The 24,734-nt window shown below is 66.9% G+C and carries 15 protein-coding genes and 1 tRNA gene; 9 read left to right on the forward strand and 7 right to left on the reverse strand.

Going from position 1 to position 24,734, the window contains the following annotated elements:
- Positions 1-15: 15 nt before the first annotated feature.
- From sbnA to ACZ9C1_RS03150, 7 genes are all read right to left on the reverse strand, one after another.
- A complete protein-coding gene (sbnA, locus tag ACZ9C1_RS03120; protein WP_277503462.1) occupies positions 16-996 on the reverse strand; it encodes a 2,3-diaminopropionate biosynthesis protein SbnA in 981 nt (326 codons plus the stop codon).
- A gap of 19 nt (positions 997-1,015) precedes the next feature.
- Positions 1,016-3,586 carry a type I polyketide synthase gene (locus ACZ9C1_RS03125; RefSeq protein ID WP_476253566.1) on the reverse strand — a complete coding sequence of 857 codons (2,571 nt, stop codon included), beginning with the start codon at positions 3,584-3,586 and terminating at the stop codon, positions 1,016-1,018.
- A gap of 15 nt (positions 3,587-3,601) precedes the next feature.
- Complete coding sequence (locus tag ACZ9C1_RS03130) at positions 3,602-12,994, reverse strand: non-ribosomal peptide synthetase (RefSeq protein ID WP_476253567.1); 9,393 nt, start codon at positions 12,992-12,994, stop codon at positions 3,602-3,604.
- On the reverse strand, positions 12,987-14,396 hold the full coding sequence (locus ACZ9C1_RS03135) for a cytochrome P450 (RefSeq protein ID WP_476253568.1): 1,410 nt from the start codon (positions 14,394-14,396) through the stop codon (positions 12,987-12,989). The genes ACZ9C1_RS03130 and ACZ9C1_RS03135 overlap by 8 nt, the downstream gene beginning before the upstream one ends.
- A 38-nt stretch (positions 14,397-14,434) precedes the next feature.
- The gene (locus ACZ9C1_RS03140; protein WP_476253569.1) at positions 14,435-15,835 is read right to left on the reverse strand and encodes an amidase; all 1,401 of its coding nucleotides are present in this window, start codon (positions 15,833-15,835) and stop codon (positions 14,435-14,437) included.
- 278 nt (positions 15,836-16,113) lie between these two features.
- Entirely contained in the window at positions 16,114-16,326 is a 213-nt protein-coding gene (locus ACZ9C1_RS03145; protein ID WP_007956027.1) for a cold-shock protein, read from the reverse strand.
- A gap of 163 nt (positions 16,327-16,489) precedes the next feature.
- Positions 16,490-16,792, reverse strand: coding sequence for a hypothetical protein (locus ACZ9C1_RS03150; protein WP_046856070.1), 303 nt, complete (start codon positions 16,790-16,792; stop codon positions 16,490-16,492).
- Positions 16,793-17,128: 336 nt separating this feature from the next.
- Between ACZ9C1_RS03150 and thrS the strand changes: the two genes are divergently transcribed.
- The 9 genes from thrS to ACZ9C1_RS03195 all read left to right on the forward strand — a co-directional run bounded on the left by thrS (position 17,129) and on the right by ACZ9C1_RS03195 (position 24,605).
- On the forward strand, positions 17,129-19,051 hold the full coding sequence (thrS, locus tag ACZ9C1_RS03155; RefSeq protein ID WP_046856069.1) for a threonine--tRNA ligase: 1,923 nt from the start codon (positions 17,129-17,131) through the stop codon (positions 19,049-19,051).
- On the forward strand, positions 19,051-19,602 hold the full coding sequence (gene infC / locus ACZ9C1_RS03160) for a translation initiation factor IF-3 (RefSeq protein WP_172670897.1): 552 nt from the start codon (positions 19,051-19,053) through the stop codon (positions 19,600-19,602). The genes thrS and infC overlap by 1 nt, the downstream gene beginning before the upstream one ends.
- 63 nt (positions 19,603-19,665) lie before the next feature.
- Complete coding sequence (rpmI, locus tag ACZ9C1_RS03165) at positions 19,666-19,860, forward strand: 50S ribosomal protein L35 (RefSeq protein WP_003250667.1); 195 nt, start codon at positions 19,666-19,668, stop codon at positions 19,858-19,860.
- A 27-nt stretch (positions 19,861-19,887) separates the two neighbouring features.
- Positions 19,888-20,244, forward strand: coding sequence for a 50S ribosomal protein L20 (rplT, locus tag ACZ9C1_RS03170; RefSeq protein ID WP_003250671.1), 357 nt, complete (start codon positions 19,888-19,890; stop codon positions 20,242-20,244).
- Positions 20,245-20,355: 111 nt separating this feature from the next.
- Positions 20,356-21,372, forward strand: coding sequence for a phenylalanine--tRNA ligase subunit alpha (pheS, locus tag ACZ9C1_RS03175; protein ID WP_139671551.1), 1,017 nt, complete (start codon positions 20,356-20,358; stop codon positions 21,370-21,372).
- Positions 21,373-21,403: 31 nt separating this feature from the next.
- The gene (pheT, locus tag ACZ9C1_RS03180; RefSeq protein WP_111533098.1) at positions 21,404-23,785 is read left to right on the forward strand and encodes a phenylalanine--tRNA ligase subunit beta; all 2,382 of its coding nucleotides are present in this window, start codon (positions 21,404-21,406) and stop codon (positions 23,783-23,785) included.
- Positions 23,786-23,789: 4 nt separating this feature from the next.
- On the forward strand, positions 23,790-24,092 hold the full coding sequence (gene ihfA, locus ACZ9C1_RS03185; RefSeq protein ID WP_009394049.1) for an integration host factor subunit alpha: 303 nt from the start codon (positions 23,790-23,792) through the stop codon (positions 24,090-24,092).
- Positions 24,073-24,429: a MerR family transcriptional regulator gene (locus ACZ9C1_RS03190; protein ID WP_023629031.1), complete on the forward strand. Its 357-nt coding sequence runs from the start codon at positions 24,073-24,075 to the stop codon at positions 24,427-24,429. Before ihfA ends, ACZ9C1_RS03190 begins: the two co-directional genes overlap by 20 nt.
- Before the next feature lie 99 nt (positions 24,430-24,528).
- A tRNA-Pro gene (locus ACZ9C1_RS03195) sits at positions 24,529-24,605 on the forward strand.
- Positions 24,606-24,734 lie beyond the last annotated feature (129 nt).

Genomic DNA, 24,734 nt, shown 5'->3' on the forward strand with positions numbered 1-24,734 from the left:
GGGTCTCCTGGCGGCTCAGGCGCATGATTCGGCGGCCGCGACGGGCTGGCCGGTGTGCAGATGGGGAAAGTGGCGGTACACCCACTCGGGGTTGTAGAGGGTGTCGACGTAGCGGTCGCCGAGGTCGGGGGCGATCGCCACCACGCAGGCGCCGGGGGCAATGTGCCGGGCGTGCCGGCGTACGCCGGCCAGCACCGTGCCGGAGGAGCCACCGAGCAGGATGCCGCGCCGGGCCAGGTCGTGGCACAGGGTCACGGCTTCTTCCTCGGGCACCATCAGCAGTTGGTGATGGCGGCAGTGATGGCGGATTTTCGGCGCCTGACTGGTGCCCAGGCCGGGGATGTGACGGGGGCCGGACGGTTGGCCGAAGGTCACCGAGCCGACACTGTCCACCGCGACCACCTGGGTGTGCGGCGAGTGCTCGCGCAGGTAGCGCGAAACCCCGGCCAGGGTGCCGGTGGTGCCGGCACCGACGAATACCAGGTCAGGTTGCGGAAACTGGCGCAGGATCGCCGGCCCGGTACTGAGCATGTGCGCCTCGACGTTGTTGATGTTGCCGTACTGGTTGGTCCAGACCAGGTTCGGGTCTTCGCCGAGCATGCGTTCGATCAGGCCGATGCGGCTGCCGAGGAAGCCGCCGTTGCGGTCGCGCTGCTCGACGATCACCAGGCGTGCGCCATAGGCGCGGATCAGCTTGGCGGTCTGCGGCGAGATGTTCGGGTCGCTGACGCAGATGAACGGATAGCCCTTGCTGGCGCAGACCATCGCCAGGGCCAGGCCGAGATTGCCCGAGGAGCTTTCCACCAGGGCCTTGCCAGGCCCCAGGCGGCCTTCGAGCTCGAGCCGCTCGACCATGCGCAGGGCCGGCTTGACCTTGATCGAGCCGCTGAGCGAGAAACCCTCGAGCTTGACGAATACCGGGGTGTGGGGCAGCACTTCGCGCAGCTCCAGGAACACATCGTCGAACACCAGGTCGGCGGGAGAAGAAATCACCATGTAAGCGTCCTTGCGAGGGTCAGTAGGAGGTGTCGGGCACCGCGGCCTCGCTGCGCAGCAGCAGGTTCACGGTGGCCTCCACGGTGGGGTGGTCGAACAGGTCCTCAAGGCTCAGCTCGACGCCGAAACGCTGGTGGATGCGCGCATTGAGCTGGGTCGCCAGCAGCGAATGGCCGCCGAGATCGAAGAAATCCTCGGTCACGCCGATCTGCTCGATGCCCAGCAGCTCCGACCAGAAACCGGCGATCTCCCGTTCCAGTTCGTTGCGCGGTAGCACTTCAGGCAACGCCGCAGCGTCGCCGGCGGGGCTGGCCGACGCTGGTGCGGCCAGGGCCTCGCGCGGCGCGTCGACCCAGTGCCGGCTGCGCTCGAACGGGTAGCCCGGCAGCACCATGCGCTGGCCCTGGCCATCGTGCATGGCGTCGAGATCGAGGGCGACGCCGCGGGCCCAGAGCTGCCCGGCCAGGTCGAGCAGTTGCTCGTGCAGGGTTGCCTGGGCGCTGTCCAGGCAGGCGGCGCAGGCTTGCGGCCAGGGCAGTGCCGCGGCGTCCACCAGGCAGTGCCCGGGCGCCTTGGCCAGGCGCGCCAGGCTGGCGCTGAACTGCGCGCTATCGCGCGGTTGGCGCCAGTAGTCGGCATCGAGCGGGCGCACGGGGCTCACCGGCTTGCCGTCCAGGCTCGACAGCCAGGTGCCGGTCTGCTCGCCGCCAGCGGCGCGTGGCGCGCTCACCTCGCTGGCCTGGCCGGCGAGCAGGCGCGCCGCGTCGCCCAGGGTCAGGCGCCCGGCCTGGCAGGCCATGGCCAGTTCGCCAAGGGCGTCGCACAGCACCAGGTGCGGGCGCAGGCCCCACGCGTGCCACAGCCCGGCCAGGGCGTGCAGGGCGGCGAAGCCACGCTGCGCCAGGCCGGCGTCGGGCCCGAAGGCGTCGGCGCTGGCGGCGAGGGCGCAGGCCACCGGGCGGCAGTGCGCGGCCAGCGCCGCGACACCTTCGACCAAGCCTGGGCCGTCGCGCAGCACCAGTACCAGGTCGGTTGGCGGCGGCGCGGCCAGGCGCGCAGGCGTGCCTTCGCGCAGGCGTGCGAGCAGTTCGGCGCCGCTGCGCGCCAGCAGCGCCAGGCGATGTACCTGCTGGCTGCGTCGGTTGGCGGTGTGGCAGACATCCGCCAGCGCGGCTTCGGGGTTACGTTCCAGCCAGTCGGCCAGCTGCGCCTGTTTGCGCGCCACGGCGTCGGCCGATTTGGCCGACAGGGTCAGCAGCCGCGGGCCCGCGTCGGCCTGGCTGGCGGGGCGTGGCGGCGCCGCCTCCAGCAGCACGTGGGCGTTGGTGCCGCCGATGCCGAACGAGCTGACCGCCGCCCGCGCGATGCGATCGGCCGCCGGCCACGGGCGCAACCGGGCATTGACCTGCAGGCCGTGGAGGCTGGCCTTGTCGGTGAGCCGGGTGAAGTGCAGCGAGGCGGGAATCTGCCGTTGCTGCAGGCACAGCACGGCCTTGATCAGCCCGGCGGCGCCGGCGGCGGCGTTGAGGTGGCCGAGGTTGCTCTTGAGCGAACCCAGGTAGCAGGGCGCGTCCGTAGCGCGCGGCTGGCCACCGTACACCTCGTCGAGGGCGGTCAGCTCGATCGGGTCGCCGAGCGCGGTGCCGGTGCCGTGGCACTCGATGTAGCCGACCTCTGGCGCCTGCAGGCCGGCCATGGCCAGCGCCCGGCGCAGCACTGCGACCTGCCCGTCGATGCTCGGGGCGGTATAGCCGACCTTGCGTGCCCCATCGTTGTTGATCGCCGAGCCGCGGATGACCGCCTCGATGCGGTCGTTGTCGCGCACCGCGTCCTCGTAGCGCTTGAGCAGCACCAGGGCGACGCCCTGGCCGGCCACCGTGCCGCGTGCCTGTTGGTCAAAGGGGCGGCAGTGGCCGTCCGGCGACAGGATGCTGTCAGGGCGATGCAGGTAGCCCTGCTGCTCGGCGGCCTGCACCGAGGCGCCACCGGCCAGGGCCATGTCGCATTCGTGCAGCAGCAGGCTGCGGCAGGCCTGGTGGATGGCCACCAGCGAGGTGGAGCAGGCGGTGGCGATGTCCAGCGCCGGGCCGCGCAGGTTGAGCTTGTAGGCGATCTGCGTGGCGTTGCCGCTATTGGCGTAGAGCAGTTGCACCGGGTCGGTGCCGGCCATGGCCTGGGCGTTGGGCAGCAGGTTGTTGACGAAGTAGCTGCTGGCGTCGGCGCCGACGAACACGCCGGTCTCGCGGCCGTTGCGCTCGGGGGCCAGGCCGGCGCGCTCGAAGGCGTGCCAGGCGGTTTCCAGCAACAGGCGCTGCTGGGGGTCCATCAAGCTGGCGTCGCGCGGCGAGAAACCGAAGAAACCGGCGTCGAACAACTGGCGGCCCGGCAGCGGCACGCCGGCCCTGACGAAGTGCGGGTCGGCCAGGCGCTCGGCGGGCACGCCGCGTTCGCGCAACTGCTCGTCGCTGTACGACTCGATGGCTTCCTGGCCCTGGGCCAGGGCCTGCCAGAACTGTTCGGGGTTGTCGGCGAAGGGGAGGCGGCAAGCCATGCCGATGATGGCGACGGCATTATCCATGGACGGGTTCATCGCTGCATTCCTTGTTCAGGTGGTCAGGCGCGCACGGCGTGCGCTGAAGGCCGCGGCGCGGCGCTGTTCGTCGTTGTCGGGCTGCGCCTGGCTGGCGGCGCCGTCGAGAAAACGCGCCATGCTGCGCAGGGTGGGGTGGCGGAACACCTCCACCACCGTCAGCTCGCGGGCGAAGGCCAGGCTGATGTGCTGCTGCAGTTGCATGGCCAGCAACGAGTCGCCGCCGCGCTCGAAGAAGTTATCCTCGGCGTCGATCTCGCCATGGCCGAGCAGCGCGCTCCAGATCTGGTGCAGGCGCTGCTCGCTGGGGTCGCTGAAACTGCGTGGCGGCGCGCTGAGGGTGTCCGGCGCCGGCAGACGGGTGCTGTCGATCTTGCCGTTGCGGTTGAGTTCGAAAGTGTCGACCGCGATCAACCGCGCCGGCAGCATGTACCCCGGCAACTGGCTGGCCAGGGCCTGGCGCAGCGCCTGGGCGTCGGTGGTGCCGCTGAAATACAGCAGCAGGCCCTGGCCCCCAACGGCGATGCACTGGTCGACCCCCGCGCACTGCCGGGCGGTGTTTTCCAGCTCGCCAAGGTTGACCCGATAACCATTGATCTTGACCGTGCGATCGATGCGGCCGCGGTAGCCGAGGCTGCCGTCGGTTTGCCAGCGTACCGCGTCGCCGGTGCGGTAGAGCCGGCGCCGTCCCAGGCCGTCGCCCGGATCGAGGGTAACGAAGGCGGCCGCGCTGCGTGTCGGGTCGTTCAGGTAGCCACGTGCCAGGCCCGGGCCGCCGAGGTACAGCTCGCCGACCTGGCCGATGGCGGCGGGCAGGCCGCGTTCGTCCAGGACATGGGCGCTGGTGCCGCGGATCGGTCGGCCGATGGCGATGTCGCTGCCCTCGCGTGCCAGGTACTCGCGGTCCAAGGGCTGGAAGGTGCTGAAGGTGGTGTTCTCGGTCGGACCGTAGACGTTGTACACCTGTTGCGGGCAGCCTTCGGCGCAGGCCAGCAGCTGGTCGACGGTCACTGGGTCCATCACTTCGCCGCCGATCATCAGGTAGCGCAGGCCGCGGAACATCGCGGCGTGGCCGGCGGCGACATGGCGATCGAACAGGCGGGTGGTGATGAACAGCACGCTCACCGCCTGTTCACGCAGGTAGCGGGCCAGCGCCGGGCTGTCGAGGGCGCAACCCGCCGGCGCCAGCGCCAGGGTGGCGCCGTTGAGCAACGCCCCCCAGAGCTCGAAGGTGGCCGCGTCGAAGCTCAGGGTGGCCAGCTGGCCGAGCACGTCGCCGGGGCCGATGCGCACATAGTCGGCCTCCACCACCAGGCGCAGGATGCCGGCCTGCTCGACCATCACGCCTTTCGGCTGGCCGCTGGAGCCCGAGGTGTACATCACGTAGGCAAGGGCATTGGCGTCTGCTGGCGGCAACGCTCGGGCTGGCATTTGCAGCAGTGGCGCGTCGTCGATGACCCGCGCCGGCAGGTTGAGCTCGGCATGGCGCTCCAGCGCCATCACCGCGCCAGCCAGCAGCGCCGGACGGGCGTCATCGAGCAACTGGCGCAAGCGTGCGGTGGGGTATCCAGGGTCCAGCGGCAAGTAGCTTGCACCGGCCTTGAGCACCGCCAGCAGGGTGGCGATGGTCGCCATGCCGGGGCCGGTGAACACGCCGACGTGCTGCCCGGCCAGGCTCGCGCCGTGGCTTGCCTGCAGCGCCAGGGCGAGGTTGTCCGACCAGCGATCGAGTTCGGCGTAGCTGAGCGCTTGGTCGGTGCCGCGCAAGGCCAGGCGCTGGCCATGGCGGGCAACGATCTCAGCAAAGCGCAGCAGCATGCCGCCAGCTGCGGCCTGGTCGGCCCGGCCTTGCCAGGCCACGGGTGGGTACAGGGCCTGCAACGCCGTGCGCAGGGCGCGGTCCGGGGCTACTTCGGCGAGGTCGCATAGCGCCTGGCGCAGGTACAGGGCGAAACGTTGCGCCGAAGCGTCGCACCACTGTTCGCAACGGTGCACCAGCTCGATGCGCAGCGCGCCGCTGTGGGGGTCGATGCCAGTCTGGTTGACCAGGGTGAAGTTGGTCTGCTCGTGGCAGTGCCCAGGGCTGACCTGCAAGTGGCGCAGGTGCTGCAGGCGGTCGAAGACATGGAAGTGGACGAAGTTGAACAGGCTGTCGAACAGCGCGCCGCCACCGCGCTCGCGGAGGATTTCCCGCAGCGGGTACTGGGCGGCGTCGCCGAGCCCGGCGCGGTAGTCGCGCAGGCGTTGCACCAGCTGGCGCGGCGGCTCGTCGGCGCTGAGGGTGACCACGCAGGGGGTGGTGTTGAGGAACAGGCCAAGCATGCGCTGCCCCTCGTCCTCCACCAGCCGCCCATGGGAGGGCATGCCGCAAGCGACCTGGCGCCGCCCGGTGAAGCGGCTCAGGGCCTGCAGGTGAGCGGCCAGCAGCACCAGGTCGAGGCTCACCCCCAGGCCGCGGGCAGTATCGCGCAGGGCGGCGTCCAGGGCGCCGTCCAGCGGCACCTCGAGACGCCGCAGGTGACCCTCCGCGTGGCGCGGGGCTTCGGCCAGCAGGGTAGGCTCCAGGCTGTCGCAGGTGGTTTGCCAGAACGCCCCCAGCTCAGCCTGGGCACGCCAGTGGCGCTCGCGAGCCACATAGGCGCTGAAGTCCAGCGCCGCGGCCGATGCCTGCGTCCCTTCGCCCTGCAGGCGACGGTCGAGGTTCTCCAACACGGTGGTGAACAGGCGCGCCACGCTCCAACCGTCGAGGATGGCGTGGTGGCAGGTCAGCGTCAGGTACCAGCCACCGTGCAGGACATGCGCGGTCGCCCGCCACAACGGTGCCTGATCACCGTTTAGCGGACGTTGCAGCTCGTCCCGGTGGAAAGCTTCCAGCCAGCGTTCCTGGGCTGCCGGCTCTAGCGCGCGCAGGTCTTCCACTTGCAGCGGCAGCGGCAGCGCCGCGCGCACGCGCTGCCAGTGGCCCTGGGCGCTGGCGGCGAACAACGTGCGCAGCACCGCGTGGTCGCACATCAGCGCCTGCAGCTCCTCGCGCAGCGCCGCTTCGTCGAACGGGCCGCGAACGCGACAGGACATGATATCCAGGTAGGTGGCCGCCTGTTCGAGCTGGGAATGGAACAGCATGCCCTCCTGCAACGCGGTCAGTGGGTACCCGTCCTGGTCGCCGGCCTGGCGCGCGAGCGCCGCGCGTTCAGGGTCGAGCAGGGCGAATGGCGCGCAGGCGGCGCTGGCGCATGCCTGCCAGGGCGCCAGTTCAACGGCGAGGGCCGCCAGGGTAGGGTGGCGATACAACTGGCGCGGGCTGAAGGTAAAACCGGCGGCGCGCACCAGGCGCTGGACATCGAGGATGCGCAACGAGTCGCCGCCGCAGGCGAAGAAGTCGTCGTCGGCGGCGACTTGCGGCAGTTCCAGCACCTTGCGCCAGATATCGGCGAGCAGCGTTTCGCGCTCACCGGCCGGCGCCCGACCCGCTTCGGCGCGCTCCGCCGCCAGCGGCGCCAAGGCACGCAAGGCGGCGATGTCGACCTTGCCGTTGGCGGTCAGCGGCAGGCGTTCGACCTGGCGCAACTGCTGGGGCTGCATGTGAGCCGGCAGGTGGTCGCGCAGGTGCGCCTGGACGCTGGCCAGGGGCACTGGCCGGCTGGCGCTGAACCAGGCCTGCAGCACGCCGCGGCTGGCGTCGTGGCGCACCACCGCGTCGTCGATTTGCGCCAGGCGCAGCAGCGCGGCCTGGATATCACCCAGTTCGATACGGAAGCCGCGCACCTTCACCTGATGGTCGTTGCGCCCCTGGTACTCCAGCGTGCCATCCTCCAGCCAGCGGCCGAGGTCGCCGCTGCGGTACAGGCGCAGGCCATGTCGTTCGACAAAGGCGTGGGCGGTCAGCGCCGGCTGATTGAGGTAGCCCCGCGCCAACCCGGCGCCGGCAACGTGCAGCTCGCCGGTGACGCCTGCTGGGCACAGCTGGCCGTGGGCGTCGAGTACCAGCACGGCGAGGTCGGGCAGCGGCCGGCCGATGCGGTTGCCGCCGAGGTCGTCGTCGCGCACCACGGTATGGGTGACGTGCACGGTGGTCTCGGTGATGCCATACATGTTGCTCAGGCGCACACGCTCGCCGTACTTGCCGAACCACGGCGCCAGTGCCCCGGCCTGCAGGGCCTCGCCGCCGAAGATCACCTGGCGCAGGGGCAGGTGGCCGGGGTGGCGCAGGTCTTCGGCGAGCAACCGCACGAACGCGCTGGGGGTCTGGTTGAGCACCGTCACGCCATGCTCCAGCAGCAACGCGCGCAGTGCCTCGGGGTCCCGGCTGGTGGGCTGTGGCACGATCACCAGGCGCGCGCCGTGCAGCAGCGCGCCCCAGATCTCCCAGACCGAGAAGTCGAAGGCGTAGGAATGGAACAGGCACCAGCTGTCGTGCTCGTCGAAATCGAACAGCGCGCGGCTGGTGGTGAACAGACGCATCACGTTGTGATGGCTGAGCATCGCGCCCTTGGGCGTGCCGGTGGAGCCGGAGGTATGGATCACGTAGGCCAGTTGCGTCGGCGCGATGCGCGGGAGCGGCTGCTCGTCGTGCGCATCGCCGTCGTCGTCAGCGCCGTCGAGCAGCACCACCGGCATGTCCCGCAACCCGCTGCGCTCCAGGGCGGCGCCTTGTGCCACCAGCAAGGTCAGGGCGCTGTCCTGGCACACCGCGGCCAGGCGCGCGTGGGGGTAGTCGGGGTCCAGCGGCACATACGCGGCGCCGGCCTTGAGGATGCCCAGCATGCCCACCAGCAGCTCGATGCCGCGGTCGGCGCAGAGGCCAACCAGCGTGTCGGCCGCCAGTGCCTGGCCGTGCAGTTGCCGATGGCGCCGGCGCAGGCGGCGGGCCAAGTGGTCGCTGGCGCGGTCCAGCTCGGCGTAGCTCAGGCGCCGGCGGCCGTCCTCGAGCGCCACCCGCCCAGGCATGCGCCCGGCGACCTCGGCAAACGCCTCGACCAGCGAAATACCTGGCGTGCTGGCCAGCATTCGCACCGGCTGCAGCAAGGCCTGGCGCTGTTCGGCGCGCAGCAACTGCAGGTCGCGCAGTGGCACGTCGGCCTCGAGCAGTTGCTCCAGCAGGTACTGGTAATGCTCGCCCAGGCGGGCCATGCGTGCGGCGGCGAAGCGCCCTCGGTCGTACTCCAGGGTGGCGCGCAGCCCGCCATCGTGGCGGCGCAAGGACAGGAACAGCGGATAGCGGGCGATGCCGTCGTGCACTTCGACGAAGCGTGCCTGCACGTCGTCCAGCGCCAAGGTGTGCTGTTCGTTGGCGTTCTGCAGGGTGAATACCGCCTGCATCCAGGGGTGCACGCGACCGTCACCGGCGACCTCGCCCATCGCTTCCAGCGGTACGCCCTGGCAGGCCTGGGCCTGGCGTGCGAGCTGGGTGACCTGGGCGAGCAGTTGGCCGAAGCCGGCGTGTTCGTCCAGGTGCAGGCGCAGCGGCAGGGTGCTGGTGAATAACCCGAGCACCTGATCGTTGCCGGCGCCGCGGTTGGCCGATGGCACGCTGATCACCAGGTCGCGGGTGTTGCAATAGCGGCCCAGCAATACCGCATAGGCGGCGTACAGCGCGCAGAACAGTGAAGTCCCGCGTGCCGTGCAATGCTGTTCCAGGCGCTCGATCAAGGTTGCCGGCAGGTCGAAGTGGCAGTGACCGCCATCCTCGTCGCCAGCCTGCTCAAGGCCGCTGTCGCGGGGCAGGTCGAGGCCCTCGTAGCCGGCCAGCAGTTCACGCCAGAAGGCTACCGCCTGTTGGCCATCGGTGCCGTCGAGCCAGGCCTGCTGCTCGGCGAGGGCATCGGCATAGTGCTGCTTGACGGCCACGGCCGCCAGCGGCTGGCCGCGGCGTCGGGCGTTGTAGGCCTGGCTCAGTTGCTCGCGCAGCAGCTCGAACGACCAGCCGTCGGCCAGCAGGTGCGGCAGTTGCAGCAACAGCACGTGCTGCTGGGCATTCAGGCGCAGCAGGCGCAGGCGATACAGTGGCGCGCGGTCGAGCGGCAGCGGCGTGCGCAGGGCCCGGCGCAGCAACTCGGGCAGTTGCGCGGGTGCCACCTCGATTGGCGTCAGGGCCGGTTCGGCGACGGGGTCGTAGACCTGCCACAGGCCCTCGACGTCGGCCTCGATGCGCATGTGCAATTGCCGGTGGCGCGCCGCGACCTGCTGCCAGGCCCATTGCAGGGCTTCGACATCCAGCGGCCCGTCGAGGCGCTGCACCACCGCCAGGTTGAAGCGTTGCGGCCCGCCTTCGTCATAGCGGTCGCTGAAGTACAGCTGGCGTTGCGCGGCGCACAGCGGCAAGCGCGCGGCCACACTGCGTGGTTCGGCGGGCACGGCGCGCTGGCCGGCGGCGTCCAGGTGGGCGGCCAGTTCCGCCACGCTGGGCTGGCGCAGCAGGTCGGCCAGGCTCAGGCGTACGCCGAACTGCTGGTCGATGCTCACCAGCAGTTGCGCGGCCAGCAGCGAATGACCGCCGAGCTCGAAGAAAGACTGTTCGGCGCCGACCTGGGGCAGCTCGAGCAGCGTCTGCCAGATGGCCGCCAGGCGCAGCTGGGTCGGCCCCTGCGGCGCTACCTGGGCCACCAGGTCGCTGCGGGGTGGGCGTTTCAGGGCCTGGCGATCGACCTTGCCATTGAGCGAGCGCGGCAGACGCGCCAGGCATTCGAAGCGTTGCGGCACCATGTAGGCCGGCAACCGCTCAAGCAACGCCGCGCGCCACGCGGCAGGGTCGCCCTGGCCGGCGTCGCGCGGCACCACATGGGCGCTCAGCTCGGTCTGGCCGTCGCTGTCCCAGGCCAGTACCACGGCCTGGCGGATGCCGGGCAGCTGGTGCAGCGCGTGCTCGACCTCGCCCAGTTCGATGCGGTGGCCACGCACCTTGACCTGGAAATCCAGGCGCCCGTGGTAGACCAGCCGGCCGTGGTCGTCCCAGCACACCCGGTCGCCGGTGCGGTACAGGCGCGCCGGCTGGCCTTCCAGGCCAAGCGGGTCGAGCAGCGGGAAGCGTTCGGCATTGAGCGCCGCGCGCCGGTGGTAACCCTCGGCCAGGCCGGCGCCGCCGATGTACAGTTCGCCACTGGCGCCCCAGGGCAGCGCCTGCCCCTGCTCATCGAGCACATAGCAGCGGGTGGCGCCGACCGGGCGGCCGATCAGCGCGTGCTGGCCCGCGTCGCTCAGGTGCTGGCGGGTCGACCAGATGGTGGTCTCGGTGGGGCCGTAGACCTGCACCACCTGGGAGGCGCAACCCAGCAGGTAGCTGGCCAGGTTGGCCGACAGCGCTTCGCCCCCGCACAGCAGGCGTACCCGTTCGGGCTCGGCCGGGCGCCAGCCGGCCAGGGCCAGCAGCGACCAGAACGAGGGCGTGCCCTGCAGCAACGTGGGGCGCAGTTCATCGAGGGTGCAGGCCAGGGTCGCTGGTTCGCGCAGTTGCTCGTCGATCAGTTGCAGGCAGGCGCCGCAGGTCAGCGCGCCGAAGAGCTCCAGGCCGAAGATGTCGAAGCCGACCGCGGTGGCGCCGAGGACCCGGTCCTGGGTGTTCAGGCCCAGGTCGGCAACGAAATCGGCGACCAGGTTGCCCAGGGCCCCGTGGGTGATGCGCACGCCCTTGGGCTTGCCGGTGGAGCCGGAGGTATAGATCAGGTACGCCAGTTGCCCAGCCGTGGGCGCCTGCAGGGTCACCGGGTGGGGCGTGGCGCGGGCGGGCAGCGGCGAGTGGCACAGCTGGCGCACGTCGATGGGCAGCGCCTGGTCGGTGATCAGCAGGTCCATGGCGCTGTCGGCGACAATGTCGCGTAGGCGTTCCAGCGGCATGTCCGGGTCGATCGGTACGTAGGCGGCACCTTTGCCCAGCACCGCGAGCATGGCGATCACGGCCTGGTCCTTGCGGCGCAGATGGACACCGATGCACGCCGCAGCAGGGCACTCGCCCAGGCGTTCGGCCAGTGCCGAGGCGGCGCTGGCCAGCTGGCGATAGCCGAGGGTGGCCTGGCGGTATTGCAGGGCCGGCGCCTCGGGCTGGCGCTGTACCTGGTCGAGGAAGCGGCGCATCACGCCGTCCTGGCCGAGGGCGCGGCTGCCGGGCTCGCCGGTGAAGCCCCGCAGCTGCTTGGCCATGGCCGGTGGCAACAGCCAGCGGGCGTCAAGTGGCGCCTCGGGCTCGGCCAAGGCATGCTCCAGCAGGTGCGCCAGGCTGGCGCCCAGGCGCTCGATGAAGGCTGGGCTGAAACGCTCGAGCGGGTAGTCCAGGCGCAGACGGATACGTTGCGCCTCGACCTGGTAGGCGACCACCAGGTCGCCGACAACCTGGCGCCGCCCCAGGCCGTGGGGCGTCAGGGTTGCCGCGCCGAGGGCCAACTGATCGTCGCCGAAGTAGGCCTCGACCAGGCTGACATTGAACGGCCGCTCGACGCTCAGGCCTTGCGCCCGCAGGTGGCGCATCACCTCGGTGAGGGTGAAGCGGGCGTGCCCGCGCGCCGCCTTGCGTTCTTCACGTAGCGCAGCGACCAGCGACTGCAGGCTGTCGCCGGGGTTGATCTCGACCGGCAGCGGGTAGTTGTTGATGTGGCAGCCGAGCACCCGGCGGGTACCGGCGGGGCGTTCATCCACCGGATAGTTCAGCACCAGCGAACGGGCGCCGCTGTAGCCGCGCAGCACCTCGGCCAGCGCCGCGGCGAGCACCACGAACGGCGTGGCACCCTGGCTGCGGGCATAACGGCGCACGTTGCGGGCCAGCGTATCGTCGAGGTCGAAATAGTGCGAGGCACCGAGCCCGTGCGCGGCCCCCTGGGCGTCGCGCTGGCGCGGCAGCTCGACATTCAGCGCCCGGCCAGCCAGGCGCGCGCACCAGTGGCCGACATCGGCGGCATCGCTGGCGCCGACCGCCAGCGGCTTGGCCAGCGGCTCCGGCAGCGGCAGTGGGTGGCCCTCGCGCTGGCACTGGTAGCTGGCGGCCAGTACCTGGACGAACTGCAGGGCCGAGGTGGCGTCGGCGATGATGTGGTGGAAGTTCAGCACCAGACGCTGCTGGCCGCCCTGGCGCAGCAGGTCGAAGCGAAACAGCGGGCCGGCCTGCAGGTCGAACGCATGGGCCAGCACCTGGTCGATGGCCGCGTCCAGGTCTTGGTCGTTGGCCACTTCGCGTACCGCGAGCACGTCATCCAGCGGCTGCCCGGGCAGTTGCCAGAGCGCCTCGCCGCGCAGTTCGAAGCGCCCCAGACAGGCGCTGTAGTAATGGTTGACGAAGTGCCCCAGGGCCGTGCGCAGCGCTGGCAGGTCGAGCTCGCCGGCGATCCGGTAGACCAGCGGGGTGTTGTACAGGGTGCTGTCGGGGGCCAGTTGCCATTCGAGGAAGAACCGGTGCTGGTAGGGGTTGGCGCGGGCCTCAAGCATGTTGCTGCTCCTTCAGGCGGATCCGCACCGGGCGGTTCATGGCCAGGGCGAAGTGGAAGTGGTGTTCGAGGGGCTCGTCACTGGCCTCCCAGTCGCCGGCCCGCACCAGCTCGGCCAGCAGCACCTTGAGCGAGTAGCGCGAAAACATCTGCCCGGTGCAGTTGTTGGGCCCGCTGGAATAGGCCAGGAACGGCTGGCGGTAGCGTTCGGGGGCCTCCTGGAAACGTTCGGGGCGGAAACGCTCGGGATCCTCGCCCCACAGTTCGGGCAGGCGCAGCACGTGGTAGATGTCGGCCACCAGCTCGCTGCCCTGGCGAACGAACCGGCCGTTGAGCAGCAGGTCGCGGCTGGCCGCGCGGAACAGGAACGGCTGCGCCGGATGCAGGCGCAACACTTCGTGGACACAGGCATGCAGCAGCGTGTCGTCGCGGCGGATGTAGGCGCTGTGGTCCTGGCCTTGCGTACGCAGCTCCTCGCGCAGGGCCTGTTGGTAGTGGCGATGGCGGCCCAGCTCGTCGACCAGGGCGAGGAACGACGGAAACGGCGCGACATAGCCGGCCAGCACCGCGCCATTGAGGCCGGTGGCAAACGCCTCGTCCTGCTGCGACTGGTAGTGCTGGTCGATGTAGGCACTGAGGCGGTGCGTGTAGTCGGTGCTGTTGAGCAACCCCGGGTCGTTGCCGATGCGCGCCACCAACTGGCGCTTGAGTTCATCGAAGCGGCGGTTGAAGTGCGCCGGCTTGTGGTAGGCGAACGCCTGCCCGAGCAGGTCGACCTGCTCTTCGAGCATCTGCCCCACGCCCTCCACCGGGCCTTGCAGGTCCATCACCGAGCGCAGGTACACCTCGGCGGTGAACTCGCTCAGCTCGGGGTTCACCAGCAGGGTCGGGGCACCTTGCCACCAGCGCCGCACCCGTTGTTCGCTGAGGCTGCGCATGGTCTGGATGAAGCGTTCCGGGCCGCTGACCAGATGGGCGATGATGTTGCGTTTCTGCTTGGCGTCCTGGCGTTCCTTGCTCAGGCGCATGCGCCCCAGGGCGTCGGCGATCACCAGGAATTGCCGGCCATCGCCGACCAGCTCGCCCTGGCCCATCCGCGGGTGCTGCATCAGCCCGCGGATTTCCTCGACGCCGATCAGCACGTGGTAGTCGCCGGCGAAGGTCGGCAGGCGCAGGTAGCGACGCCAGCTGCCATCGGCGCGCCGCGCCAGTTGACCGATGTAGTGGTAGGGGCGGGTGCGGTCGCGCAGCGCACGCGAATTGCGCCAGCGCTGGGGCAGCAGCCAGGGCGCGGCGAGCACACCGAGCACACGCCGCAGGCGGCTTTGCAGGGGGGTGGCGGCGACCAGGGTGAAGGGATGGCCGGCGTGGCTGTGCAGTGAACGGTTGTCGAGCGCTTCCATGGCATACCTGCGGATTCGTGGGGGAGGGGGAAGGGCGGTCAGGCGTCCCGGGCCAGGGCCGGCAGGCGCCAGCCCGCCAGTTGCTCCAGGTGGCCGGCCACTTGCAGGGCGAGGTCTTCGCGCCAGGGCCGGGCGATCACCTGGACGCCGATCGGCAGGCCGTCGCGGGACTGGCCCACAGGCACCACCGCCACCGGCCAGTTGACCAGGCTGTAGCAGATCGAATAGCTGAAGTCGCCGACCTCGGCGTAGGAGCGGCCGTGGCCCTTGGCTACCGTCGCGGCCACCGGGCAGATGATCACGTCGTAGTCGTCGAGAAACCGCAGCATTGCCTGGCGACAGCGGTCCAACTGCATCCAGATACCGCGCAGCTGGGTGACCGTGAGGCGGCTGCGACGGGTCAGGGCGTGGTACTCGCGCAGCAGTGGCGAGACCTCGCGCAGGTTCAGTTGCTGGATCAGGTCGGTGAGCCACTGGCCCTCGTCTCCGCCGAGCAGGACGCTGTCGGCCAGCAGTTGCTGAATCTGCCCGAGCACCTCGGGGCGCCGCTCGTCGAGCCGCGCGACTTCGCCGCGCAGGGCATCGGCGGCGCGGCCCACGGCCTGGCGCACGTCCGCTTCGGCGGGGGCGATGCCGTCGTCGGCATACCAGGCCACCCGCAGGCTCGCCAGCGCTTGCACCGGCGCGGTCTGCCAGGGCACCGGGGCCACATGGGGGTCGCGACCATCGGGGCCGGCCAGCAGCGGCGCGGCCAGGCGCAGGTCGGCGATGCTCCGGGCCATCGGCCCGAAGCTGATGAACGGGCTGAACATGCCCATGCAGTCGAGCGGGAAATGCCCGGTCAAGGGCACGCGGCCCTGGGTCAGGCGCAAGGTGCAGATGCCGCTGTTGTGTGCCGGCACCCGCAGGCTGCCGCTGGCATCGGAGCCGATGCCCAGCAGCGAGCCGCCGGCGGCGATCAGCGCGGCTTCGCCACCGCTGCTGCCGCCAGGGCTGCGGCTCAGGTCATGGGGGTTGCGGGTTTGCCCGTAGAGCAGGTTGTCGGTCTCGTAGCCGATGCTCAGCTCGGGGGTGTTGGTCAGGCCCAGCAGCAGCGCGCCTTCGCCACGCAGGCGTGCCACTACGGTGGCGTCGGCCTCGCTGGGCTGGCCGGCGAGGCCGGCGCAGCCTTTGTCCGGGCTGTAGCCCAGGGCGTGGCAGGTGTTCTTGACGCTGAAGGGCACGCCGAGCAGGCGCTTGTGCTGCAGGCGGGGCAGGTTGCGCTCGATCCATGCCGCCTGTTCGTAGGCCGTTGCCCGGTTGCTCTGGATCAGCGCGTTGATCTGCGGGTTGACCTTGTCGACCTGACGGAAATAGGCGTCCAGCACCTGTGTCGGACGGATCGCGCCGCGCTTGACCGCTTCTGACAGGGTGTTGGCATCGCAACCGAGTATGTCCACGTATCGCTCTCCATCGCTCGTCGGCAGGACAAACGCCGCGGGACCGAGTGTCGGTACCCAGGGCGGGGCTGCGATGCAGAGTGCCAACGGGGGGTAGGAGCGTATATGTGCAATTCATCACGGTTTGCCCAGGTCGCGCTGTCGCGCTTGCCGGCCATGAGGAGGGCTTGGAGGGGGGGAGCGGAGGGGTATTGCGGGTCCAGGGGTACAGCCTGCCTTGGCAGGCGCCCAATAAAAAACCCGCCACGAGGGCGGGTTTTTTTGCAGCTATCCGAAAATTACTCCGGACGAACCTGCGCAGCCTGCATGCCCTTCTGGCCTTTTTCGGCTACGAAGGAAACAGTTTGGCCTTCTTTCAGGCTTTTGAAACCGTCGGTTTCGATGGCCTTGAAGTGTACGAACAGGTCGTCGCCGCCGCCTTGAGGAGTGATGAAGCCGAAGCCTTTTTCATCGTTGAACCACTTGACGGTGCCGGTTTGGCGATTGGACATGGGGTGAATCTCCAGAAACATGATTTTTTATCGGGGTGCAGTGTCGCCTAAGCTTCAGTGGCACCGACGACACTATAGTCTAATTCTTCGCATCTAGCCCCTATTACCTTCGCAGGATGTTGATCCAGGGCAAAAGATGCGACGGATCGCCGGAAAATCCGGCCTATTTCGGCTTGCAGCTGGCCTGGACCACCTGCTGGGCCTTCTGCATCAGCTTGGCGTCTACGCCGTCCTGGCTGTCGAGGTCCTCGATCTCCTTGTCGTTGAAATTCTTCTTGATGGCTTGGGCACCACACTCGCAGTGCTTCTTGGCTGTCGCCGCATCCACGCCTTGACCGCTCGCCACTTGTTGGCACTGCGCCATATAGGACGCTTCCTTGCCGGCGGGGAAATTGCCTGCGTTGGCAGCCAGGGGCAGCAGCAGGGCGCTCGCGGCGCAGGCAGCCAGAAGGGACTGAAGTCGCATAACCGGACACTCCTTGGTTAATGGTCTCATCAAGAGTAGGTTGCTTCAGAAAGTCTGATAGGAAATTTTCCGCAAGAGTTCACCGCCAAGGCGTAAATTCCAAATATTTCTGCCGGCCGCTCTAGCCCCGTGCTAGCATGCCTCCCTTGCGCCACGCCCTGTGCGGGCGCATTTCTTTTTATACCTTCCAGTCACTCTGGTTCGTCCCTGGCAGGCCGAAAGGTCTCTGCCACTGTGAGGCAGGCTTTCCCGCGGGAAAGGCAGGGCGGATCTTGTACTGGCTCATCCCAACCCACGTGACCTTTGGTAGGGGTCACCACTAGGAGAGGAGGCGCCATGCCCGTTATTACTCTTCCCGATGGCAGTCAACGCACGTTCGACCAGCCGGTATCCGTAGCCGAAGTCGCCGCCTCGATCGGCGCAGGCCTGGCCAAGGCCACCCTGGCCGGCAAGGTCGACGGCAAGCTCGTCGATGCCTGCGACAAGATCGACCACGACGCCACCCTGCAGATCATCACCCCTAAAGATGAAGAGGGACTGGAGATCATCCGTCACTCGTGCGCCCACCTGATCGGCCACGCAGTGAAGCAGCTGTACCCGACCGCCCGCATGGTGATCGGCCCGGTGATCGACGAAGGCTTCTATTACGACATCGCCTACGAGCGTCCCTTCACCCCGGACGACCTCGCCGCCATCGAAAAGCGCATGCAGCAGCTGATCGACACGGACTACGACGTCGTCAAGAAGATGACCCCGCGCGCCGAAGTCATCGACGTGTTCACCCAGCGTGGCGAAGACTACAAGCTGCGCCTGGTCGAGGACATGCCGGATGAACAGGCCATGGGCCTGTACTACCACGAAGAATATGTCGACATGTGCCGTGGCCCGCACGTGCCGAACACTCGCTTCCTGAAAGCGTTCAAGCTGACCAAGCTCAGCGGCGCCTACTGGCGCGGCGATGCCAAGAACGAGCAGCTGCAACGCGTGTACGGCACTGCCTGGGCCGACAAGAAGCAGCTGGCCGCCTATATCCAGCGCATCGAAGAAGCCGAAAAACGCGACCACCGCAAGATCGGCAAGCAGCTCGACCTGTTCCACCTGCAGGAAGAAGCCCCGGGCATGGTGTTCTGGCACGCCAACGGCTGGACCGTGTACCAGGTGCTCGAGCAGTACATGCGCCAGGTCCAGCGTGAAAACGGCTACCAGGAAATCAAGACCCCGCAGGTTGTCGACCGTATCCTCTGGGAGCGTTCCGGCCACTGGTCCAACTACGCCGAGAACATGTTCACCACTTCGTCGGAAAACCGCGACTACGCGGTAAAACCGATGAACTGCCCGTGCCACGTGCAGGTGTTCAACCAGGGCCTGAAGTCCTACCGCGACCTGCCGCTGCGCCTGGCCGAGTTCGGCGCCTGCCACCGCAACGAGCCGTCCGGCGCGCTGCACGGCATCATGCGCGTGCGTGGCTTCGTGCAGGACGACGCGCACATCTTCTGCACCGAAGAACAGGTGAAGAAGGAAGCCGCCGACTTCATCAAGCTGACCCTGGACGTGTACAAGGACTTCGGTTTCACCGACGTCGCCATGAAGCTGTCGACCCGTCCGGCCAAGCGCGTGGGCTCCGAAGAGCTGTGGGACCGTGCCGAAGGCGCACTGGCCGACGCCCTGAACGAGTCGGGTCTGGAGTGGGAATACCAGCCGGGCGAGGGCGCCTTCTACGGGCCGAAGATCGAGTTCACCCTGCGCGACTGCCTCGGCCGTAACTGGCAGTGTGGCACCCTGCAGTACGACCCGAACCTGCCCGAGCGCCTGGACGCCAGCTACATCGCCGAAGACAACAGCCGCGTGCGCCCGGTGATGCTGCACCGCGCCATCCTCGGTTCGTTCGAGCGCTTCATCGGCATGCTCATCGAGCACTACGCCGGCGTGTTCCCGGCCTGGCTCGCCCCGACCCAAGCCGTGATCATGAACATCACCGACAAACAGGCCGATTTCGCCCTCGAGGTGGAAAAAGCCCTGAACGGTAGCGGATTCCGTGCCAAGTCGGACTTGAGAAATGAGAAGATCGGCTTTAAAATCCGCGAGCATACGTTGCTGCGGGTCCCTTATCTTTTGGTTATAGGGGATCGCGAAGTCGAAACGCAAACCGTCGCTGTGCGCACCCGCGAAGGCGCAGACCTGGGCTCGATGCCCGTCGCGCAGTTCGCTGAGCTGCTGTCGCAAGCGGTTTCCCGGCGTGGTCGCCAAGAATCGGAGTAATGACTATTAAGCGTGAAATGAGAAACGATAAACGAACTGCACCGAAAGCCCCGATCAACGAGAATATCTCGGCACGCGAGGTTCGGTTAATTGGTGCTGACGGCGAGCAGATTGGCATCGTCTCGATTGATGAAGCGCTGCGTATCGCTGATGAAGCGAAGCTGGATCTGGTGGAAATCTCTGCAGACGCGGTACCGCCCGTCTGCAAGGTGATGGACTACGGCAAGCACCTCTTCGAGAAGAAGAAGCAGGCCAACGAAGCCAAGAAGAACCAGAAGCAGATCCAGATCAAAGAAATCAAGTTTCGTCCAGGGACGGAAGAAGGGGATTACCAGGTAAAACTACGCAACCTGGTACGTTTCCTTAGCGATGGGGACAAGGCCAAGATCTCTCTGAGATTCCGCGGCCGTGAGATGGCCCACCAGGAGCTGGGCATGGAGCTGTTGAAGCGGGTCGAAGCTGACCTCGTGGAATACGGCACCGTTGAGCAGCATCCGAAGATGGAAGGACGCCAGCTTATGATGGTCATCGCCCCCAAAAAGAAGAAGTAATCTCCCGGGCACGGCAGGCCTGATGATTATTGTGTAATTTTTATTCGAATGCGGAGTTCCAACATGCCAAAAATGAAAACCAAGAGCGGTGCTGCGAAGCGCTTCCTGAAGACGGCTTCCGGCTTCAAGCACAAGCACGCTTTCAAGAGCCACATCCTGACCAAAATGTCGACCAAGCGTAAGCGTCAACTGCGCGGTGCCAGCTTGCTGCACCCGTCTGACGTGGCAAAAGTCGAGCGCATGCTGCGCGTTCGTTAATTCTGGTTAAGATAGAGGAAGTTACTCATGGCTCGTGTTAAGCGCGGCGTTATCGCTCGTAAGCGTCACAAAAAAATTCTGAAACTGGCTAAAGGCTACTACGGTGCACGCTCGCGCGTATTCCGCGTTGCCAAGCAAGCGGTCATCAAGGCAGGCCAATACGCCTACCGCGACCGTCGCCAGAAGAAGCGTCAGTTCCGCGCACTGTGGATCGCTCGTATCAACGCCGGTGCCCGCACCAACGGTCTGTCGTACAGCCGTCTGATTGCTGGCCTGAAAAAAGCGTCGATCGAAATCGACCGTAAGGTTCTGGCTGATCTGGCAGTGAACGAAAAAGCGGCGTTTGCTGCGATTGTCGAGAAGGCTAAAGCCGTACTGGCTTAAGTACCCACGACAATCATCCGGCGGCGCCTGCGCCGTCGGGTGTAAAACGTCATCGGATAGGGGAAGAGCCTTCAAAAGCTCTTCCCCTATTTTCGTATCTGGAGTCTGTACATGGAAAACCTGGACGCGCTGGTCGCCCAAGCCCTCGAGGCCGTGGAACGCGCTGAAGACATCACTACCCTGGAACAGATCCGGGTCCAATATCTCGGCAAGAAAGGCGAGCTGACCCAGGTGATGAAGACCCTGGGCAACCTGCCAGCCGAAGAGCGCCCCAAGGTCGGCGCGCTGATCAACGACGCCAAGGAACGCGTCACCGACGTGCTCAACGCACGCAAGGCCGCCTTTGAAGAGGCCGAGCTCAACGCTCGCCTGGCCGCCGAATGCATCGACGTGACCCTGCCAGGCCGTGGCCAGACCACCGGCGGGCTGCACCCGATCACCCGTACTCTCGAGCGCATCGAGCAGTTCTTCACCCACATCGGCTACGGCATCGCCGAAGGCCCTGAGGTCGAAGACGACTACCACAACTTCGAAGCGCTCAACATCCCCGGCCACCACCCGGCCCGGGCGATGCACGACACCTTCTACTTCAACGCCAACATGCTGCTGCGCACCCACACCTCGCCGGTCCAGGTGCGCACCATGGAAAGCACCCAGCCGCCGATCCGCATCGTCTGCCCAGGCCGTGTGTACCGTTGCGACTCGGATATCACCCACTCGCCGATGTTCCACCAGGTCGAAGGCCTGCTGGTCGATCGCGGCATCAACTTCGCCGACCTCAAGGGCACCATCGAAGAGTTCCTGCGGGTGTTCTTCGAGAAAGAACTGGCCGTGCGCTTCCGCCCGTCGTTCTTCCCCTTCACCGAGCCGAGCGCCGAAGTCGACATCCAGTGCGTGATGTGTTCCGGCAAGGGCTGCCGCGTGTGCAAGCAGACCGGCTGGCTGGAAGTGATGGGCTGCGGCATGGTCCACCCGAACGTGCTACGCATGTCCGGCATAGACCCTGAAGAGTTCCAGGGCTTCGCCTTCGGCATGGGCGCCGAGCGCCTGGCCATGCTGCGCTATGGCGTCAACGATTTGCGTCTGTTCTTCGACAACGACCTGCGGTTCTTGGCTCAATTCCGCTAGGCCCAATCGACGCAACTTTCAGGAGAACAGCATGAAATTCAGTGAACAGTGGCTGCGCGGTTGGGTAAACCCGCAAGTCTCCCGTGACGAACTGGTCGCCCGCCTGTCCATGGCCGGCCTCGAAGTCGACAGCGTGACCCCTGCTGCCGGCCAGTTCAGCGGCATCGTGGTGGGCGAGATCCTCACCACCGAACAACACCCGGACGCCGACAAGCTGCGCGTGTGCCAGGTAAGCAACGGCGCAGAGACCTTCCAGGTGGTCTGCGGCGCCCCGAATGCCCGCCCAGGCATCAAGATCCCGTTCGCCATGATCGGCGCCGAACTGCCGGGCGACTTCAAGATCAAGAAGGCCAAGCTGCGCGGCGTCGAATCCTTCGGCATGCTCTGCTCGGCTTCCGAACTGCAGATCAGCGACGAGAACGACGGCCTGCTGGAACTGGCCGCCGACGCCCCGGTTGGCCAGGACATCCGTCAGTACCTGAACCTGGACGACGCCAGCATTGAGATCGGCCTGACCCCGAATCGCGGCGACTGCCTGTCCATCGCCGGCCTTGCCCGTGACGTCAGCGCCCTGTACGACGTGCCGGTCACCCGCCCGGTGGTGCCAGCCGTACCGGCTGCCCACGACGAAGTGCGCCCGGTCGAAGTCAGCGCCCCGGCCGCCTGCCCGCGCTACCTGGGCCGCGTGATCCGCAACGTCGACCTGAGCAAGCCGACCCCGCTGTGGATGGTCGAGCGCCTGCGCCGCAGCGACGTGCGCAGCATCGACGCCGCCGTCGACATCACCAACTACGTGATGCTCGAACTCGGCCAGCCGATGCACGCCTTCGACCTCGCCGAAATCAACGGCGGCATCCGCGTACGCATGGCCGAGGAGGGCGAGAAACTCGTCCTGCTGGACGGCCAGGAAGTTGCCCTGCGCGCCGACACCCTGGTGATCGCCGACCACACCCGCGCCCTGGCCATTGCCGGCGTGATGGGTGGCGAGCACAGCGGCGTCAACACCGAGAAGACCCGCGACCTGTTCCTCGAGAGCGCCTTCTTCGAGCCGATCTCCGTCGCCGGCAAGGCCCGTTCCTACGGCCTGCACACCGACGCCTCGCACCGCTACGAGCGAGGCGTGGATTCGCAACTGGCCCGTGAAGCCATGGAGCGCGCCACCGCCCTGGTGCTGGAGATCGTCGGCGGCGAAGCCGGCCCCGTAGTCGAAGCCGTGAGCGAGCAGCACCTGCCGAACATCGCGCCGATCACCCTGCGCGACGAACGCATCACCCAGATGCTCGGCATGCAAATGCAAGCCGCCCAGGTCGAGCAGCTGCTCAACGCCCTGGAGCTGAACACCAGCGCCAATGGGGCAGGGGAATGGACCGTCACCGTCCCAAGCCACCGCTTCGACGTCAGCCTGGAAGTCGACCTGATCGAAGAGCTGGCCCGCCTGTATGGCTACAACAACCTGCCGGTCCGTTACCCGCAGGCCCGCCTGGCTCCGCAAGCCCGCCCGGAAACCCGTGGCGAGCTGCCGAATCTGCGCCGCCTGCTGGTTGCCCGCGGCTACCAGGAAGCCATCACCTACAGCTTCATCGATCCGAAACTGTTCGAGTTGTTCACCCCAGGCGTCGAGCCGCTGCTGCTGGCCAACCCGATCTCCAACGACATGGCCGCCATGCGCGCCTCGTTGTGGCCGGGCCTGGTCAAGGCCATGCAGCACAACCTCAACCGCCAGCAAGACCGCGTGCGCCTGTTCGAAAGCGGCCTGCGCTTCGTCGGCCAGCTTGGTGACCTCAAGCAGCAACCGATGATCGCCGGCGTCGTCACCGGCAGCCGCCTGCCGGAAGGCTGGGCCAATGGCCGCGACAGCATCGACTTCTTCGACGTGAAAGCCGACGTGGAAGCCCTGCTGGGTTACTCCGGTGCCCTGAGCGACTTCACCTTCGCCGCCGGCAAGCACCCGGCCCTGCACCCCGGCCAGACCGCCCGCATCGAGCGCGACGGCAAGGAAGTCGGCTACCTCGGCGCCATCCACCCCGAGCTGGCCAAGACCCTCGGCCTCGACCGCCCGGTGTTCGTCTTCGAGCTGGTGCTCGGCGATGTAGTCGAAGGCCGCCTGCCAAAGTTCAGCGAGCTGTCCAAGTTCCCGGAAACCCGTCGTGACCTGGCTTTGATCGCAGGTCGTGATGTAGCTTCTAGCTCGGTGCTTGAAGTAATTCGTGACAATGCGGGCGAATGGCTCACAGACCTCAGGCTGTTTGACGTCTACCAGGGTAAAGGCATTGATCCTGATAGAAAAAGCCTGGCGGTCGGCTTGACCTGGCAACATCCATCGCGCACTCTTAACGACGATGAGGTGAATGAAACCCTGCAAACCATCCTCACCTCGCTTGAACAAAGGTTGAACACCACGTTAAGGAAATAACGGCATGGGTGCTCTGACGAAAGCTGAGATGGCCGAAAGGCTGTACGAGGAGCTGGGGCTTAACAAGCGTGAGGCCAAGGAGCTGGTCGAGCTGTTTTTCGAAGAAATTCGGCACGCGCTTGAAGACAACGAGCAGGTCAAGTTGTCCGGTTTCGGCAACTTCGACCTTCGCGACAAACGCCAGCGGCCGGGCCGCAACCCTAAAACAGGGGAAGAGATCCCGATCACCGCGCGCCGCGTCGTCACCTTTCGTCCAGGGCAGAAGCTGAAAGCCCGGGTAGAGGCCTATGCTGGAACCAAGCCATAACGACGAGCTGCCCCCCATCCCGGGCAAACGCTACTTCACCATTGGTGAAGTCAGCGAGCTCTGTGCGGTAAAACCGCACGTGCTGCGCTACTGGGAGCAGGAGTTCACGCAGCTCAACCCGGTGAAGCGCCGTGGCAACCGGCGGTATTATCAGCGCCAGGACGTGCTGATGATCCGCCAGATCCGCGCTTTGCTGTATGACCAGGGCTTTACCATTGGCGGGGCGCGGTTACGGCTTTCCAGTGATGAGGTCAAGGATGAATCCAGCCAGTACAAGCAGCTGATTCGGCAGATGATTGCGGAGTTGGAGGATGTGTTGGTGGTTCTGAAGAAGTGACCTGGTTGGCGACGAGTGGAAATTTTTGAAAAAAAGCTTCCATTATTCAAAAGGTTAGGTTAAATTCTTCAACGTTCTCAGCGGTATCGAGAATGATGTCGGGGCGTAGCGCAGCCCGGTAGCGCACTTGCATGGGGTGCAAGGGGTCGAGTGTTCGAATCACTCCGTCCCGACCAAAATACTCCAAAGAATCCAGTCACTTAACGGTGGCTGGATTTTTTTATGCTCACTGATTTTTCTGTGCCCCTAGTGAAAGTCGCTTTCTGGTTGCCAATTGATAGTGGCTTGCTCAGACTCCTGTCATG

The organism is Pseudomonas sp. TE21435 (assembly GCF_056279265.1).

Excerpts from the sequence above, each read along its gene's own strand:
- ACZ9C1_RS03150 (WP_046856070.1), bottom strand. The coding sequence starts at position 16,792 with ATGCGACTTCAGTCCCTTCTGGCTGCCTGCGCCGCGAGCGCCCTGCTG.
- ACZ9C1_RS03125 (WP_476253566.1), bottom strand. The coding sequence starts at position 3,586 with ATGAACCCGTCCATGGATAATGCCGTCGCCATCATCGGCATGGCTTGC.
- sbnA (WP_277503462.1), bottom strand. The coding sequence starts at position 996 with ATGGTGATTTCTTCTCCCGCCGACCTGGTGTTCGACGATGTGTTCCTG.
- rplT (WP_003250671.1), top strand. The coding sequence starts at position 19,888 with ATGGCTCGTGTTAAGCGCGGCGTTATCGCTCGTAAGCGTCACAAAAAA.
- rpmI (WP_003250667.1), top strand. The coding sequence starts at position 19,666 with ATGCCAAAAATGAAAACCAAGAGCGGTGCTGCGAAGCGCTTCCTGAAG.
- ihfA (WP_009394049.1), top strand. The coding sequence starts at position 23,790 with ATGGGTGCTCTGACGAAAGCTGAGATGGCCGAAAGGCTGTACGAGGAG.
- ACZ9C1_RS03135 (WP_476253568.1), bottom strand. The coding sequence starts at position 14,396 with ATGGAAGCGCTCGACAACCGTTCACTGCACAGCCACGCCGGCCATCCC.
- ACZ9C1_RS03145 (WP_007956027.1), bottom strand. The coding sequence starts at position 16,326 with ATGTCCAATCGCCAAACCGGCACCGTCAAGTGGTTCAACGATGAAAAA.
- pheS (WP_139671551.1), top strand. The coding sequence starts at position 20,356 with ATGGAAAACCTGGACGCGCTGGTCGCCCAAGCCCTCGAGGCCGTGGAA.
- pheT (WP_111533098.1), top strand. The coding sequence starts at position 21,404 with ATGAAATTCAGTGAACAGTGGCTGCGCGGTTGGGTAAACCCGCAAGTC.
- infC (WP_172670897.1), top strand. The coding sequence starts at position 19,051 with ATGACTATTAAGCGTGAAATGAGAAACGATAAACGAACTGCACCGAAA.
- thrS (WP_046856069.1), top strand. The coding sequence starts at position 17,129 with ATGCCCGTTATTACTCTTCCCGATGGCAGTCAACGCACGTTCGACCAG.
- ACZ9C1_RS03190 (WP_023629031.1), top strand. The coding sequence starts at position 24,073 with ATGCTGGAACCAAGCCATAACGACGAGCTGCCCCCCATCCCGGGCAAA.
- ACZ9C1_RS03130 (WP_476253567.1), bottom strand. The coding sequence starts at position 12,994 with ATGCTTGAGGCCCGCGCCAACCCCTACCAGCACCGGTTCTTCCTCGAA.